This window comes from Polynucleobacter necessarius, assembly GCF_900095185.1.
Taxonomy (GTDB): domain Bacteria; phylum Pseudomonadota; class Gammaproteobacteria; order Burkholderiales; family Burkholderiaceae; genus Polynucleobacter.
In genome coordinates, this window is record NZ_LT606948.1 from 1,601,547 (window position 1) to 1,619,007 (window position 17,461).

The following is a 17,461-nucleotide window of genomic DNA, read 5'->3' on the forward strand; positions in this document are numbered from 1 at the left end:
GCACGTGGCGCTAGAAAAAATAGTAAAGTCTAAATATCTAGCCGCGAAGTCTTTTGAGGTTTTGGTGGGGCGAACGACGGGGCTCGAACCCGCGACAACCAGAATCACAATCTGGGACTCTACCAACTGAGCTACGTCCGCCATTGTAGAAAGAAAAATTATAGCCTTTTTGGGCAAAAACCTGCCAAAACAGCCTTAATCTGCAGTTTCCAGCTCAAACGCAGCCCAGTCACCAAGGCAAAGACTTGCGTCTAAAAAGAAATCGGCAATTGCTGCCTTGCTCTGCACCTTGGCCAACGCGTGATGATCTGAGAGTCTCTGGCGCCAATATCGAGAGCCTGCCCTACTATGCGCCAACCCTAAGATATGTCTCGTGAAAGCACCAATATAAAAAGGCTGACCTTTAGACTGGCACTCATCAAACCAAGCTTGTACTTGCTTAACTAAAGCAATCTGAATACGGTGCCACTCAGTCTCACTAAAGAGATAGCCAACTGCATCACCATTGGTATTGATCATGTCATCCCAACTGAGCAAGTGAGCCGGAAAATGATACGCCGCTCTGCCCACCATAAACCCATCAAAATCATTCCAATGGCCAGCAATTTGCTCGTTAGTTTCTAGTCCGCCATTGAGTAAGACCTTAAGATGGGGGAATTGCTTCTGCGCATCCAAACGAAGTTTTGCAGCTACTTCATAATGCAATGGAGGCTGACTGCGATTCTCTTTGGGCGATAAGCCTTTGAGTACAGCATTGCGTGCATGAATAGTTACCTGACTTGCACCAGCGTCTACAACTGCCAAAATAAAGTTCAGTGCAAATTGATAATCCGTCTCTGAATTTGCCGCATCCATAGCACCCAATCCCAGGCGATGCTTTACCGAGATCGGAATATTCACTGCAGCTTTCATTGCCTGAATACAATCGGCTACCAGCAGAGGCTCTGCCATCAAGCAAGCACCAAAGGCGCCTCGCTGCACGCGCTCAGATGGACAACCACAATTCAGATCGATCTCATCATAGCCCCACTCCTGTGCTAATTCGGCTGCTTTTGCGAGATCACTGGGTTCACTGCCGCTCAATTGGAGAACAACAGGATGTTGATCCTGCGAATAATCTAAATGACGGGGAACATCTCCATGCAACAGGGCTCCTGTAGTAACCATTTCGGTGTAGAGCACGGCATCTTTTGTTAGTGTGCGATGAAATGAACGGCAATGGCGATCTGTCCACTCCATCATTGGAGCAACAGCCAAACGTTTCTTTATCATGAAATCGACGGACTCTTTCAGAGTGCCCTTAGGAGCGAATAATGTGGGCTATTTTAGAGTATTTCGCAGAGATACAAGCCCTGCAGTCTTATTGCCATTGTCTTGGTTGGCATGTATTACCCAAGTATTCTTGCCTTTTGCTTTGGCAACATACATTGCAGCATCTGCATGTGTTATGAGATCTGAAATAGATGAATCATCTTCCGGAAAAATGGTGGCACCACAACTGGCGCTAAGGGATACCCGTTGTCCCTCAAACATAAAAGGAGTGGCTAACATTTCTAAAATACGATTTAGCAAAACAATCAGTTCTTCTTTGCTTTTAAATCCACTCAGAATAAGCACAAACTCGTCGCCTCCTATGCGAATGACCGTGTCATTCTCCCGAATAGCCTTTTTCATGCGCCCTGCTGCCGCAATGAGGAGATTGTCTCCCGATTGGTGGCCCACATGCGATCGTTGACACCTTTAAAGCCATCTAAATCCACACAACAAACCGCCACAAGAGGTCTAAGTTGAGGTTTGCGCTTGCAATGGCGCTTTCTAAGAAATCATTTAATGCAAGGCGATTGGGCAGCTTGGTTAAGATAGCGTGATGAGCGACGTCATGCAATACCAAATTGTCGTTTAGCAAACGCAACTCTTCCTCTTGAGTCTTTTGCTTTGCTCTTAAAAGCAACATAAAAACAATGCCCAATAGACCCAGAAATAATATAAATACCGAAAATAAAAGATTCAAACGCAGATTAGTGAGTATCTCGTCGCTCTGATTTAGGAATCTCTCCATTCGAATCCAGCCCAAAACATTCCTTTGATTCTTTTCCAACCCGCTCTAAGACAGGAGCCCAGCGTGTATAAATTTGGGTGGCTGTGAGCTGAGGAACTATGTAAACCTTATTATAGGAAGGAAGACTGTGGTTTTATCCCCTAAGCAGCTTGCTTCAACTAGGGCTTTTTGAAAAAGAAATACAGTGCCAACAAGTAGTTTGAAAACTTTTATATTTTTATTCATATTGACTAATTAAAGTTTTCGTTTAATAGCGTTATTTTAATAATGTTTGTAGTAGTGCTACAACAACTATTAATAAACACTAGTTCTGATGGTAAGGCCGTTAAGTGGGGAGTATTTATCTAATACTCGCTAATTTCTCCATTAATTCTGATTTAGTATATTTATACTCATTATTCTTCTGCTGGACGATAGGTATTAGCTTAAAAGCCAATATTCATAGGCCATCAAAAATATGGCTTTAGTAAATTCATACTAAGTCCACTACAAATATAAATAATCCTCAAAAAATAAGAGCAACCGTAGTTGCCCTTGCTGCATTCACCCTAAAAGAGATTACTTCTTGGATAACTTCGCCTCCAGCTCCACTGCAAGGTCCAGTGCACCCATATAGCCAGACTTGAGGTGAGCAGGCAAATCAGGGTCTCCAACCATCACCCCCAAGGTTTCCACTAGGCTAAAGATGATTCCTTTAGCAGCACTTGTAGCTATCGAATTACTTTCTACCGCTTCATCTATGTGATTAAAACAGCATCCAAAAAGTAATCATGTCCAGGGAGGCCATCTGGTCCTAATGCTTCGTGAGTTTCTCTAGTCTCTTTAGTCATATGCATAGTCCTATCAAGTCATTATTTACAGCATTTGATCTACTTTATAGAAAAACTTGCGTGCATAGGCAAGAATTTCTTTATCGCTTGGATGATCCACTGTTTCCACTCCAACAATTTTTGCTGCAATCTGAGCGTCATGATGGTGAGCGTGCTTAATCAGCTCCAATTTTGCCGATCTAGGACCTAATATCAATATTTCTTTTGACTCATTTACAGCATGAATCACTGAATGTAATTATTTTGCATCCAAGGATAGCTTTCCACTACCTACTGCACCGCCTTTGTGATACAAATGCTGATAGCTAGATTTACTGCGAATGATTTCTGCTTCACTTGCAGATTTACTCAGAAACATTACGTGCGCTTCTTGATGATCGATCTAAATTACTACATGATTTAATGACATAGTTTTCCCGTGAGTAATGTTGATCACTCCTTCAGAATGCTCCTAACAAATCATCTTGGGCTCAGAGAGCTGGATTTAAGTCAAATAGATCGTTTGTTTGTATTCGATCGTATTGAAAGTCTCTAAAGAGCTAATTCTTTCTGACTTCTAAATGCACGTGATTCATGGGTAAGCGGATCTTCAAATACAATCTCTTGAGCAAGCAATTGCAGTGGTTTTGCAAAATTCAGGGTGTATTCCTGATATGGCGTCAGAATTGGGTAGATCTGGTCGTTCTGAATAGGACTACCCAAGGCATTGAGATCGCAGCGTAACTGATGCTTTTTACCACTACCTGGGGGTCACAGCTTATATTGAGCCCAGCATTCCTGCACTTGCTCAATCTCAATCAAGGTAGCCGAGTTAGGCTCACCTTCTACTTCTCGCATTTGCAAGAAATGCTCTGATTCCTCGAAGCGACTTTGGTAAGTCATTGGAAGCTTAATAGTATCAAGCCGGCAGTATCACGATCTATTCGATGAATGGGTCTGAGCGTCTGAATACCTGTTTTTTTCTTAAGACGATTAAATAAAGTTTGATGGAGGTAGAGCCCGCTAGGAGTAACAGGTAAAAAGTGGGGTTTATCAGCCACCAATATATGTTCGTCTTGATACAAAATCTGCTCTTCAAACGGGATCTCAGGCTCTCTAGCCAATCTCCTGAAATACATCAAAGCCGTATTGGGCAAGTAAGGATCGTTTTCATTTAGGGCGCGCCCCTCTGAATCTCAAACAAGGTCACTCCTAAAGTGATCTGACCACTCACTTGATTGAATATGAGGAAACTGCGCGACAAAAAAGATCGTAAATTTGAATGAACCTGATCAGCAGGCAAATACACCCGCGCTGCTGAAACTCCCTCTGAATTAACTTTCATAAATCCCTACAAGCAAATCTTGCTTAGTGTCTATTTTAGATTATGAAAAAACAAAAACCGCACGAGGGCGGCTCTTGTTCATACGGTGAAGTTGGAAATACTCAATCTACATATATTCCAGCAGATTTAATAATAGGAGTCCACAAATCAATTTGTGCTTTGAGGTGTTTTTCAAGCCCTCTGGAGTTGCATTGGCTTGTCTTGGGATCTCAACACCCAATTCAGCCATGTGCTGTTTATATAAAGGATCTTGAATAGCGCCTTGCAAAGCCTTAGCTAACTTATCTATCTCTGCTTTAGGCGTGCCTTTGAGCGTATAAACACCATGCCAGACTTTAATTTCAAAGTTTTTCAAGCTCTGCTCATTGAGAGTCGGATTCTTATCGAATGAAGTGGCTTGCAGACCCAATACCAGCATTAGCAATTTTGCTAGCGTTTGCTTTCATGTACGGCAGTAATTCTTGAACGTTCTTTGGTGGTAAATCTTTGTTGCCTACCAAGACGTCTGCTACTTGACCAACATATTCATAATCGTTTACAGGGCTGGCGCAGTAGACATACCAATGTGGTGAATCAACAATGTATAACCATCGTTCTTTGAGTTAATCACCTTCTTGGCACCAATCGTGCCACCCGCTCCTGGAGCGTTATCCACAATAATGTGACCTTTGAGTTGCCTACCCATTTTGCCAGCACCAGTTCACGCGCAACTTTGTCAGTAGGGCCACCAGCTGCAAACGGCACCACCAAAGTGATCGGCCTATCGCCTGGGTACTCAGCCGCTTTTGCAGCAGAAATACTGACACCGAACACACAAAGCGAAATTGCTGCAATACAGAAAATTGATTGGGAGATTTTCACAGTAATCCATGCCTTTCGTCATGAAACATACAGCCTACTGGTTTAGAGAATTTATACCTGAAGTAATTAAAATTCCAAAAATAAAGTACTACTTTTTCAACTTGCCAAAGGCTGCGGCCATCGCATTATGCATTTGAGGGCCTATACGCCTGTCCTCTTGCGACCTTCCGGTTTCCATTGTTTTAGGGCGATTAGGGGTTCTGTGGCTGGGTTTAGAACTAGCCTTAGACACCTCATCTGTTAAGCGCATAGTCAGCGCTATGCGCTTACGCTTTTCGTCAACCTCTAGTACCTTGACCTTAACAACCTGCCCTGCTTTGACTACGGTATGAGGATCTTTTACAAAGGTATTCGATAACGCAGATATATGGACCAAGCCATCTTGGTGTACACCAATATCGACAAAAGCACCAAATGCAGCAACGTTTGTAATAACGCCTTCCAAAATCATGTCGGTTTTGAGATCACTGATCTTTTCAACGCCATCCTTAAAGGTCGCCGTCGTAAATTCTGGACGAGGATCGCGACCAGGTTTTTCCAATTCTTTAATGATATCGGTGACAGTCGGCACGCCAAACTGGCCATCAGCATATTTTTCTGGGGAAAGTGACTGCAGTAAATTAGCGTCGCCAATCACTTCTTTGACACCCTTCTTGATATCTCTCAAGATCTTTTCCACTAACGGGTAAGATTCTGGATGAACTGCTGAAGCATCTAAAGGATCATCACCATCCATAATGCGCAAGAATCCTGCAGATTGTTCATAAGTTTTTGCACCAAGACGTGGAACACTTTTCAGTTCCACTCTGGATTTAAATGCTCCCTTGCTGTCGCGGTAAGCCACAATACCCTCGGCCACTGTAGAGTTAAGCCCGGAAACCCGAGCCAACAAAGGCGCAGAAGCAGTATTCACATCAACACCTACTGCGTTTACACAATCTTCTACAACCGCTACTAGCGATTTTGCTAACTGGGTCTGCATTACATCGTGCTGGTATTGACCCACTCCAATCGATTTTGGGTCGATCTTAACTAGCTCGGCAAGCGGATCTTGTAAGCGACGCGCAATCGACACCGCACCACGTAAAGAAACGTCTATTCCTGGCAATTCTTTTGAAGCGTATTCAGAGGCGGAATACACCGATGCACCTGCTTCAGAAACCACAATTTTGGTGAGCTGAAGTTCTGGTCTTGCTTTGATTAGCTCTTGAGCCAACTTATCAGTCTCACGTGAGGCGGTGCCATTACCAATCGAGATTAAAGTGGCATCGTGTTTTTCAGCCAACCTAGCTAAGGTATGCAATGAACCAGCCCAATCATTCTTCGGTTGATGGGGGTAAATCACAGCGGTATCAACGACTTTTCCAGTTGCATCAACTACCGCCACTTTTACACCAGTGCGCATTCCAGGATCCAAGCCAATAGTGACTCTAGGTCCGGCCGGAGCTGACAATAGGAGATCTTTCAAGTTGCGAGCAAATACATTGCTGGCCTCAATCTCTGAACGCTTACGAAGGGCAGTCATAAGCTCAGACTCTAAATGTAATGAGCACTTAATTCTCCAGGTCCACCTTACTGTGTCAGCCAGCCAAGCATCCGCTGCCAAACCCTCATTCTTGATCTTAAAATGATGGGCAATACGACTTTCACACGGGTTATGAAAGGAATCCCACTTTGGTTTTTCTTCTTCAGCATCTAAGCGTAAATTCACCAGCAGGATCTGTTCACGACGACCTCTAAATAAGGCTAAGGCACGATGTGATGGGATCGCTTTAATTGACTCAGAATAGTCAAAGTAGTCAGCAAACTTCTCGCCCTCTTGCTCTTTTCCAGCAATCACCTTTGACTCGACAACACCATGATCTTGGAGGTAGGTCCTCAGCGACTGCACTAAAGTCGCATCTTCTGAAAAACGCTCCATCAAGATTTGTCTAGCGCCCTCTAAGGCAGCCTTAATATCTGGCACACCAGCGTTATCACCTTGCTCAGTTTTAAATGCATCTTTGATGTATTTCGCAGCTTCAACCTCTGGGCTCAAGCTAGGATTAGCTAACAAATCATTTGCCAAAGGCTCTAAGCCCGCTTCCAAGGCTATTTGCGCCTTGGTTCTTCTCTTGGACTTGTATGGAAGATAAAGGTCTTCAAGACGAGTTTGATCTTCCGCAAACATAATCGCTTTCAGCAACTCTGGCGTCATCTTGCCCTGCTCTTCAATCGAAGCCACAATCATTTTACGACGATCCTCTAACTCACGCAAATAGCTCAGCCGCTCCTCAAGCAAACGCAACTGAGAATCATCTAAGCCACCAGTAGCTTCTTTGCGATAACGGGCAATAAAGGGCACGGTAGCCCCCTCATCCATTAAAGCAATGGCTACAGCTACTTGAGCAGGCTTGGCAGCAAGTTCTTGGGCAAGACGTTGTTCGATCGATGGCAACATGAATTTGTACTTTGAGTTTCAGGTGTATTGCTATTTCTACTTTTTTAACTTTTGATTTCAATGAAGAACAAAAGCCACCCGGAGGTGACTTTTGTGGTGTTTTTTGAATTGACTTATTCGCGTGAGGCTTTTTTACGCTCATGCTCCTTGAGATAGCGCTTACGAATACGAATACTCTTCGGTGTTACCTCAACCAATTCATCATCATCGATAAATTCAACAGCGTATTCCAAGTTCATCGCAATTGGTGTGACCAAACGCACTGCTTCGTCTGTACCAGAGGCACGAACGTTCGTTAATTGCTTGCCTTTAATCGGATTCACAACCAAATCATTGTCGCGGCTATGAATACCAATCACCATTCCTTCGTATAAAGGATCGCCAGGGTTCACAAACATCCGGCCACGGTCTTGCAACTTCCACAACGCATAAGCAACAGCCTCACCATCATCTTGGCTAATTAATACGCCGTTATGACGCTCACCTAAAATACCATCTTTTGCTGGTGCATAAGAGTCAAAGGTGTGGCTCATCAAGCCATTACCGCGGGTCATGGTCATGAAGTCACCTTGGAAACCAATCAGACCGCGCGCTGGAATACGGTACTCGAGACGAGTACGACCCTTACCATCGCTCACCATATCGAGTAATTCACCTTTACGCTTACCCAAGTCTTCCATTACGGCACCTTGAGTCGTATCTTCAACGTCAACGGTTAAGCTCTCGTATGGCTCCATCTTCACGCCATTCTCTTCATGGAAAACCACGCGTGGACGAGAAACTGCTAACTCATAACCCTCGCGACGCATGGTTTCGACCAAGATGGTGAGATGCAATTCACCGCGACCAGACACTTCGAATACGGTGTCATCATCTGTATCTTTAACGCGCAGAGCCATATTGGCCTTTAATTCACGATCAAGACGCTCACGAATCTGACGGCTGGTAACAAACTTACCTTCACGACCTGCCAATGGGCTAGTGTTCACCATGAAGTTCATGGTCAAAGTAGGCTCATCAATCTTGAGCATTGGCAGAGCTTCTGGAGTCTCTGGAGCACAAACGGTTGTACCAATTGCCAAGTCTTCAATACCGTTAATGAGCGCGATGTCACCCGCTTGGGCCTCATCAACCAACTCACGCTCTAGGCCACGGAACTTCAAGACTTGATTGATGCGGCCCTTACGTTTAGCACCCTCAGGACCATCCATAAACACCACTTCCATGCCAGGCTTCACAGTGCCGCGATTAACACGACCGACACCAATCTTGCCGACATAGGTGCTGTATTCAATCGAAGTAATTTGCAACTGCAGCGGACCCTCTGGGTTGTCATCACGCACTGGAACGTGTTTAAGTACGGTGTCAAACAATGGACGCATGTCACCTTCGCGCACATCATCAGTCATGCCAGCGTAACCATTTAATCCTGAGGCATACACCACTGGGAAATCTAACTGCTCTTCAGCAGCACCTAGCTTATCAAACAATTCAAATGTGGCATTGATTACATAATCAGTACGCGCGCCTGGACGGTCAACTTTATTAATCACCACAATAGGCTTTAAACCCAAAGCCAAAGCTTTTTTAGTCACGAAACGGGTTTGCGGCATTGGGCCTTCAACTGCATCCACTAGGAGTAATACACCGTCAACCATCGACAGCACGCGCTCTACTTCTCCGCCGAAGTCAGCATGTCCTGGGGTATCAACGATGTTGATATGAGTGCCGTCATATTCAACCGCACAGTTCTTAGACAAAATAGTAATGCCACGCTCTTTTTCCAACTCGTTTGAGTCCATGACGCGTTCTGTCATTTTTTCATTGGAACGGAATGTGCCAGATTGGCGCAAGAGTTGGTCAACCAAGGTAGTTTTACCATGGTCAACGTGGGCGATGATGGCGATGTTACGAAGTGCGCGTTTAGTCATGTGAAGCTTCTAAGGTTAAAGATATACAAGGGTTATGAATATTATTTGATATGCTGTTTCTTTAATGAGTCTGTGAAATCAAACGCTTGGGATGCAACACTCCGGAGTGCCAATCAGCAATGCCAATAAAGTTATGTGGAGCAGCGGTAGCACGATAAATGCGAACCAATGCCTCAATGGAAGGCAAGCTGAGTGGTACCCGTTGACCCATCTCAAGACGTTTTGCTTGCTGCTCATCTACTGTGAGGTGTGGCAAGGTTTGCAAAAGTGCATCAACCGGCAAAAGATAGTCAACCGTATTTTGTAGACCGTTTTGAATCGATTCAATCGTAAACGACTGTTCTAGATTTAAGTGCCCCACTTCGGTACGGCGCAAACCAACTGAATGAGCACCGCAGCCTAGAGCATTACCAATATCTTCTGCTAGTACACGAATATAGGTACCTTTACTGCAGCTCACCTCTAAAGTGGCTTCAGGCCACTGCATCTCTGTCCAGCGAATAGCGTGGATTGCAATATCACGCGGGGTACGTTCTAACTCAACACCAGCGCGGGCATATTCATATAGAGGCTTACCGTCCCGCTTGAGCGCCGAATACATTGGTGGCACCTGTGAAATCGCTCCAGTAAATTTAGGAAGTAGCGCATCCAGTGCTACCTTGATTTCAGAATCGCTAGTAAATACAGGTAAAGGCAATTCCTCAATAATCTGCCCTTCTGCATCACCCGTATCTGTGCGTGAGCCAAACCTCACTCTCGCGATATAGGTCTTATCGACTTCAAGCAAACCTTGAGAATACTTCGTAGCTTCACCCAAACAAATTGGTAATAAACCGGTAGCCATAGGATCTAGGGTGCCAGTGTGGCCCGCCTTCTCAGCATTAAAAGCACGCTTGACAGCGGTCACTGCTCCCTGAGAACTCATTCCAGCAGGTTTGTCTAGCAGCACAACGCCGTCGATTCGATTAGCCATGAATTACATAGACTCGTCTTTATGATCGCTCTCGACAGCCCGATCGATCAACTTAGACATCTCTATGCCATGCTCAACAGAGCTGTCATAGTGAAAATGCAAGGTAGGCACAGTATAAATATGCAAACACTTAAACAAAAGTGAATGTAAATAGCCTGCTTTTTCTTGCAACGCTTTGAGAGCATGCGCAGGCTCCGCACCTAAAACAGTAAAGAATACTTTAGCGTGTGCAAGATCGGGGGTGAGCTCAATACTTTGCAAGGTAATCAAACCCAAACTCGGTCCACGCAATGCACGGGGAATCAGTTCGGCCAGGTCCCGCTGAATTTGATCGGCGAGACGCTGGTTACGATGCGGGCTAGTTTTATGCATGTTTCTTAAACCGCTTAGAGTGAACGAGCTACTTCTGTCACTTCGTACACCTCGAGCTGATCGCCCTCTTTGATATCGTTGTAGCCTTTTAATGATAAGCCGCACTCAACACCAGCACGCACTTCTTTGGCATCATCTTTAAAGCGTTTCAGAGAATCCAATTCGCCAGACCAAATAACCACGTTGTCACGTAAGAGACGCACGCTTGAAGTCCGCTTCACAATACCGTCAACCACTAAGCAACCTGCAATCGCGCCAACTTTAGATACCAAGAAGACCTGACGGATCTCTACGAGACCCGTAATTTCTTCTTTCTTATCTGGAGTCAACATGCCACTCAAAGCCAACTTCACTTCATCGACTGCGTCATAAATAATGTTGTGATAACGAATATCCACACCATTGTTTTCAGCGAACTTACGGGCAGCAGCATCCGCGCGAGAATTAAAGCCAATGATCACGGCTTTGGAGACAACAGCTAAGTTCACGTCGGTTTCAGTAATGCCACCCACAGCAGCGTGAACGATTTGCACCTTCACCTCTGGCGTAGAGAGCTTCATGAGCGACTGAGATAAGGCCTCTTGTGAACCTTGAACGTCTGCTTTGATGATGAGTGGCAACAATTTGGCTTCAATTGCGCCGTCACCCATGTTTTCCATCATATTTTCAAGTTTGACTGCCTGCTGTTTAGCCAACTTCACATCGCGGAACTTACCTTGACGGAACAATGCAATCTCACGAGCCTTACGTTCATCTGGAACAACTTGTACCACTTCACCAGCCGCAGGAACTTCTGACCAACCTTGAATTTCCACAGGAATAGACGGACCAGCTTCATTACAAGGCTTACCGTTCTCATCCATCATCGCGCGCACACGACCAAAAGTAGAACCCGCTAAGAGCATGTCACCACGCTTGAGCGTACCGGATTGAACTAATACTGTTGCAACCGGACCTTTACCTTTATCCAAACGCGCTTCAATAACTAAGCCTTGAGCAAGAGCATCTTTCGGTGCTTTCAGCTCTAGAATTTCAGCCTGTAAAAGTACGTTCTCAAGTAAGACATCGATACCTTCACCAGTCTTTGCAGAAACAGGAATAAAGGGCACATCACCACCGTATTCCTCAGGAACAACTTGCTCTGCAACCAATTCCGTTTTAACGCGCTCAGAATTCGCCTCAGGTTTATCAATCTTATTGATTGCCACAACTAAAGGAACACCACCAGCGATGGCGTGGTGAATCGCCTCCTTCGTTTGCGGCATAACGCCGTCATCTGCAGCCACCACCAAGATCACAATATCGGTTGCCTTAGCTCCACGGGCACGCATAGCCGTAAAGGCCTCATGACCTGGAGTATCTAAGAAGGTAATCATGCCGCGCGGGGTTTCCACGTGGTACGCACCAATGTGCTGAGTAATACCGCCAGCTTCACCAGTGGCAACTTTTGCAGCACGAATCTTATCCAGCAAAGAGGTTTTACCGTGATCAACGTGACCCATTACTGTCACTACTGGAGGACGTGGCAATAATTCTGCATCTTGACCGTCTGTACCCAAATCTAAAGCTGGATCATCTAGCTTGGCCGCATGTGCTTTATGACCCATTTCTTCAACGATGATCATTGCAGTATCTTGATCAAGCACTTGATTGATAGAGACCATCTGACCCATACCCATCAGCAACTTAATCACTTCTGCACTCTTGACCGCCATTGCATGTGCTAACTCGGCAACTGTGATGGTTTCTGGAACATGAACATCACGCACCACTGGCTCAGTAGGGACTTGGAAGTTCGTATCGACATTCGCTTCCGCAAGTTGGCGTTGCTTCTTACGACCGCCACCAGAACGCCAACCACCGACACCACCAGAAGTATCGCCACGAGTCTTCAAGCCGCCAGGCTTCTTGGCACCTTCTTCTTGCCAAGTAGAGGAAGTCTCAGAAGATTTAATTGTTTTACCGCCTACCTTGGCAGCTGATTTCTTCTTATCTTCAGCACCTTCCGCCTTTGCAGGTTTATGCAAGGTGCCTTTTTTCGCTTCTTCGGCAGCCACTTCACTTGGAGCCTTTAAAACACGTGCAGGAGCACTCATCATGTCACGAATTGCTAAAGCCTCTGCTTCAGCAGCCGCGCGACGTGAACGAATATCTGCTAATTCGCTTTCTTTGCTTGCCCCTAAATCCTTCGCTGCTGTATCAGTCTTAGCTTTTTTCTCAGCAGCTACGGCTGCAGCTGCTGGCGCAAGCGCTTTTGCAGGCGCTGGAGTAGCCGCCTCTTTTTGACGCGCCTCTTCAGCAGCTTTCATTTCCGCTTCTTGACGAGCCAACAACTCTGCTTGACGTGTTGCTTCCGCTGCGCGTTTCTCTAACTCTTTTTCGGAGATAACAGGCTTTGCTGGTGCAGCAGGTGCTGCTGATTTAGCTACTACAGCAGGAGTTTCTTCAGGAACTTTGTCACCAGCATTCACCAAAACACGCTTCTTACGAACTTCTACTTGTACCGTACGAGTACGGCCAGTAGAGTCAGCTTGTCGAATCTCTGAGCTCTCACGCTTAATGAAGGTAATTTTTTTACGCGCGCCCGTATCAGGGCTACCATGCGCCTTTTGTAAATGTTCAAGCAGAACAATTTTGTCCTTTTCGGTAATACTGTCGTCTTCAGAGACTTTATCGATTCCGGCTGCCTTCAATTGCTCCAAGAGGTCAGTCGCAGTTCTTTTCAGTTCCTTAGCGAGTACTTTTACTGTTGTTGCCATGCACTACTTCCTCTCATGAAGTAAACCAATGTGCGCGCGCTTTCATGATGAGCGTTTTCGCAGTTTCTTCGTCAATTTGTGTCGCCTCAACTAACTCATCAACAGCCCGTTCTGCGAGGTCGTCACGGGTATGAACTTGATTGTCAGCAAGCTTGGCAATCAGTTCTGGGGTCATGCCTTCTAAGGAGCGCAAGTCTTGTGCAACTTCACCAATACGCTCTTCTTTTGCCAATTCCATTGTTAACAAAGAATCACGCGCACGAGTACGCAACTCGTTAACGGTATCTTCATCGAAAGAATCAATTTCTAACATTTCAGAAAGCGGAACATACGCCACTTCCTCCAATGCATTGAAGCCTTCTTCAATCAAAATATCAGCCACTTCTTGGTCAACGTCCAACTTATCCATAAACAACTGGCGCACCGAGGAGGCTTCTTTTTCAGTTTTCTCAGCAGACTCTTCAGGAGTCATGATGTTGATCTGCCAGCCTGTCAAATCGCTCGCTAAGCGAACGTTTTGACCGCTACGACCGATAGCAATTGCCAAGTTCTCTTCGTCAACGACGACATCCATCGCGTGACGCTCTTCATCAACTACAATCGAAGAGACTTGAGCAGGAGCCAAAGCACCAATCACAAACTGCGCTGGATCTTCAGACCATAAGACGATATCTACGGCTTCGCCAGCAACTTCATTACGCACTGCAGTTACGCGCGTACCGCGCACACCAACGCAAGTACCAATTGGGTCAATCCGCTTGTCATAAGTAATCACAGCGATTTTGGCGCGGATACCAGGATCACGAGCAGCGCCTTTAATCTCTAATAAGCCCTGCTCCATCTCTGGAACTTCGTTCTCAAACAATTTGATCAAGAAGTGTGGACAGGTACGAGAAAGCTCAATTTGTGGGCCACGCGCTTCACGATCTACCTTAAGAATATATGCACGTACACGGTCACCTGAACGTAAGTTCTCTTTTGGAATCATTTGATCGCGACGCAGCAATGCCTCTACGCGACCTGATTCAATAATCAGACCATTCTTGTCAGCACGCTTCACTGTACCTGTCATGACTTTCTCGTCACGCTTGAGGTAGTCATTCAAAATTTGCTCGCGCTCAGCATCACGAATGCGTTGCAAAATGACTTGCTTAGCAGCTTGGGCGCCAATACGACCAAAGGCCAAAGATTCGATTTGCTCTTCAATGTAGTCGCCAACTTCCATATCCGGTATTTGCTCTTGAGCTTCAAATTGCAGAATCTCTTTATCCGGCTCTTGCAAACCTGCTTCATTGGGAACAACCAACCAACGGCGGAAGGTTTCGTATTTACCAGTGTCGCGATCAATCGAAACGCGGATATCCACGTCTTCTGTAGCGTAGCGCTTCTTAGTTGCAGAGGCTAAAGCCATCTCCAATGCTTCGAATACGATCGCTTGAACAACGTTCTTTTCACGCGCTAGCGCGTCTGCCAACATGAGAACTTCTCGGCTCATGACTGTCTTCCTTTGAAATCAATAACAGGGACCGACCGAGTCTTATCGACCTCGGCTAAAGAGAACTCCAATTGAGAAGGCTGACCATCCCCGCCCTCAAATACCAAACCAAACTTTGCATCGGGTGAATTCAACTCACCGCTCAACAAACCTTGTAACTCACCACGAAAATTCTTACGGTTACCAACAGCAACACGTAATTTCAAATCAACTTGCATTCCAGCAAAACGCTCAAAATCAGCGGCAGTTTTTACTGGACAATCCAATCCTAGAGAGGGAATTTCTAAGCGCTCGTAAGGAATATGTTCAACGGGCAAGGCGTAGCTCAACTGATGGCTAACCTTTTCGCAATCCATAACCGTAATCAAGCGTTCATAATCGGGGTTTGCAATTGTGACGCGCAGCAAACCTCCAGCTTCACGCTCGATATCGACTAGCGTGTAACGCAAGTTTTCCAGCTCTGCAGAAATGATCTGCTGATCCTTCACATCACCCCTTCATACCAAAATGGCAAAAAAAATGGGCTTCAAAGCCCATATTCTCGAAATTCAGAACAAGTCGACTTACCTTGCTCGCAACAACAGTCGGTAAAAACTATTAACAGAAAAACCCTGCTGTAAGACTAAAATTATAGCCTATTTGGCATAAAACCGATACAAATCAGAAACTTTCGCCTGGATTTCGCAGTTTTCCAGATCCTTTATTGAACGGTTTGTGCCCTTTTGGTGCTCCTCTTTTAGGAGCATGTCCGGGGCTTTGCGGGTTTCCTGTCACAAAAGCAGACTGGCCATGATGCACTTTTTTGCCTTTATTGCGGTTTTGGCCTTGGCCGCCCTGACCACCTTGTCCTGATCTGCCACCCTGAGCACGACCACGGAACGGACCGTGCCCATCACCTGAGCCGCCTCCGCCTGGTTTTCCACCCCTACCCTGATGAGTTAGGCCGTTATGCCCACTAGCTAGGGTTAAAGCATCACGAGACCCCCAATAAGAAACCGAGGTTTGCATTGGATCCGGCTGAAAATCATCTCCAATAGGACGACGATCCCGATGGTTGGGATTTGGACTGCGACTTTTGTCTTGTGGCTGTGGCATTTTTAAGCCAGCAGACTTCATCAAGTTATAGATACCGCCTGCTTCAATTTCTTCCCACTTGCCGCGTCTTAAGCGAGGAGGCAATAAGAAAATGTCATAGCGAGTTCGTATTAAGCGAGATACGGTATGACCTACCGCTTCAAACATGCGACGCACTTCGCGATTACGACCTTCGGTTAAAGCAACGTGGTACCAACGGTTCGCACCATCACCCCCACCCATTGCCAAGCGTAAAAATTTGGCTTGGCCATCATCAAGCGTAATGCCGGTTTTTAATTGCGCCATATTATCTTGACTCAACTCGCCCAGTATGCGGACAGCGTATTCACGTTCGACACCGTAACGTGGATGCATTAAGCGATTTGCTAACTCACCAGAAGTGGTAAAGAGCAATAAACCTTCAGTATTAAAATCTAAGCGGCCCACTGCAATCCAACGTCCTTGACGCGGCTTAGGCAAACGATCGAACACCGTTGGACGACCCTCTGGATCTGACTGGCTCACGATCTCGCCAGCAGGCTTGTGATACATGATGACGCGGGGTGGCTTAGTCTGAATCTTGCGATGAACTGGCTTACCGTTAATACGAACTTGATCTGTTGGGCCAACACGTTGACCAACGTGTGCAGGTAAACCATTTACTGAAACACGTCCTTGAATGATCAAGTTTTCCATATCACGACGTGAACCCATGCCAACATCACCCAGTACTTTATGCAACTTAACCGTATCTTCGTCATCAGCATCGTCATCCAAACCATCAAGGTCTGACCATACTTCATCACGCAAACTCAATGGCAAATTATCAACGTTAGCAAATTGCAAACTACTGACTTCATCTTCAGTTGGCGCATCTGGATCTTCGTCTTCGCGTGAACGTTGTGCACGTCGCTCTGCACCCGTCTGATGAGAGATCTCGCTTTCATTCACACCATCGTGGTTTTTAACTTTTTCAACTTCAGGCGCATCAAGAGCAGCATCAAACTCACCCGACACTACTGCAGCAAATAAGGCCTCGCTCTCCGCAGGGTTAGGAGCTAATTTAGAAGCTTGGTTATTACCTTGCTGGTTGCCACCTTCTCGCGGACCATTGGACTCACCACCCTCGCGGCGTGGTCGAGCTTTATTAAATGGACGCTTCTTGTTAAATGAGTGCTTACCAGAGCCTTGACGGCGAGGACGATGATTGCCTCGTTCTCCGCGCTCCCCACCCTCGACTTGCTGGCTATCCGGTTGAGATACCGCAACGTCAGAGTCTGTGGGATTTGCCGATGGATTAACTACCGGGGATGCATCGTTTTCGTTAGAGCTTGTCATTAATA

At 45.9% G+C, this 17,461-nt stretch carries 13 protein-coding genes, 1 tRNA gene and 2 pseudogenes; all 16 read right to left on the reverse strand.

Features of this window, described 5'->3' with window-relative positions; translation table 11 throughout:
• Window positions 1–65: 65 nt before the first annotated feature.
• The 16 genes and pseudogenes from DXE31_RS09305 to DXE31_RS09380 all read right to left on the reverse strand — a co-directional run bounded on the left by DXE31_RS09305 (window position 66) and on the right by DXE31_RS09380 (window position 17,456).
• Window positions 66–141 (reverse strand) — tRNA-His (locus DXE31_RS09305).
• A gap of 54 nt (window positions 142–195) precedes the next feature.
• Window positions 196–1,272 carry a tRNA dihydrouridine(20/20a) synthase DusA gene (gene dusA / locus DXE31_RS09310; protein ID WP_114698562.1) on the reverse strand — a complete coding sequence of 359 codons (1,077 nt, stop codon included), beginning with the start codon at window positions 1,270–1,272 and terminating at the stop codon, window positions 196–198.
• Window positions 1,273–1,320: 48 nt separating this feature from the next.
• The gene (locus tag DXE31_RS09315) at window positions 1,321–1,722 is read right to left on the reverse strand and encodes a diguanylate cyclase domain-containing protein (RefSeq protein ID WP_114698563.1); all 402 of its coding nucleotides are present in this window, start codon (window positions 1,720–1,722) and stop codon (window positions 1,321–1,323) included.
• Between the two features lie 28 nt (window positions 1,723–1,750).
• A complete protein-coding gene (locus tag DXE31_RS09320) occupies window positions 1,751–2,074 on the reverse strand; it encodes a hypothetical protein (RefSeq protein ID WP_162785588.1) in 324 nt (107 codons plus the stop codon).
• A gap of 543 nt (window positions 2,075–2,617) precedes the next feature.
• Window positions 2,618–2,889 (reverse strand): annotated as a pseudogene (locus DXE31_RS09325) (hypothetical protein).
• A 25-nt stretch (window positions 2,890–2,914) separates the two neighbouring features.
• Window positions 2,915–3,118, reverse strand: a complete 204-nt coding sequence (locus tag DXE31_RS10695; RefSeq protein ID WP_197712229.1) for a hypothetical protein — start codon at window positions 3,116–3,118, stop codon at window positions 2,915–2,917.
• 649 nt (window positions 3,119–3,767) lie between these two features.
• Window positions 3,768–4,025 carry a pseudouridine synthase gene (locus DXE31_RS11780; protein WP_231969509.1) on the reverse strand — a complete coding sequence of 86 codons (258 nt, stop codon included), beginning with the start codon at window positions 4,023–4,025 and terminating at the stop codon, window positions 3,768–3,770.
• Window positions 4,026–4,314: 289 nt separating this feature from the next.
• Window positions 4,315–5,068 (reverse strand): annotated as a pseudogene (locus tag DXE31_RS09340) (tripartite tricarboxylate transporter substrate-binding protein).
• A 94-nt stretch (window positions 5,069–5,162) separates the two neighbouring features.
• The gene (locus DXE31_RS09345; protein WP_114698565.1) at window positions 5,163–7,514 is read right to left on the reverse strand and encodes a Tex family protein; all 2,352 of its coding nucleotides are present in this window, start codon (window positions 7,512–7,514) and stop codon (window positions 5,163–5,165) included.
• 113 nt (window positions 7,515–7,627) lie between these two features.
• Complete coding sequence (typA, locus tag DXE31_RS09350; RefSeq protein ID WP_114698566.1) at window positions 7,628–9,445, reverse strand: translational GTPase TypA; 1,818 nt, start codon at window positions 9,443–9,445, stop codon at window positions 7,628–7,630.
• Window positions 9,446–9,506: 61 nt separating this feature from the next.
• A complete protein-coding gene (gene truB / locus DXE31_RS09355) occupies window positions 9,507–10,418 on the reverse strand; it encodes a tRNA pseudouridine(55) synthase TruB (RefSeq protein ID WP_114698567.1) in 912 nt (303 codons plus the stop codon).
• Between the two features lie 3 nt (window positions 10,419–10,421).
• Window positions 10,422–10,790, reverse strand: coding sequence for a 30S ribosome-binding factor RbfA (rbfA, locus tag DXE31_RS09360; protein ID WP_114698568.1), 369 nt, complete (start codon window positions 10,788–10,790; stop codon window positions 10,422–10,424).
• A gap of 14 nt (window positions 10,791–10,804) precedes the next feature.
• Window positions 10,805–13,549: a translation initiation factor IF-2 gene (infB, locus tag DXE31_RS09365; protein WP_114698569.1), complete on the reverse strand. Its 2,745-nt coding sequence runs from the start codon at window positions 13,547–13,549 to the stop codon at window positions 10,805–10,807.
• 13 nt (window positions 13,550–13,562) lie between these two features.
• Complete coding sequence (nusA, locus tag DXE31_RS09370) at window positions 13,563–15,044, reverse strand: transcription termination factor NusA (protein WP_114698570.1); 1,482 nt, start codon at window positions 15,042–15,044, stop codon at window positions 13,563–13,565.
• On the reverse strand, window positions 15,041–15,532 hold the full coding sequence (rimP, locus tag DXE31_RS09375; protein ID WP_114698571.1) for a ribosome maturation factor RimP: 492 nt from the start codon (window positions 15,530–15,532) through the stop codon (window positions 15,041–15,043). The genes nusA and rimP overlap by 4 nt, the downstream gene beginning before the upstream one ends.
• A gap of 172 nt (window positions 15,533–15,704) precedes the next feature.
• The gene (locus DXE31_RS09380; protein WP_114698572.1) at window positions 15,705–17,456 is read right to left on the reverse strand and encodes a pseudouridine synthase; all 1,752 of its coding nucleotides are present in this window, start codon (window positions 17,454–17,456) and stop codon (window positions 15,705–15,707) included.
• Window positions 17,457–17,461: the final 5 nt, after the last annotated feature.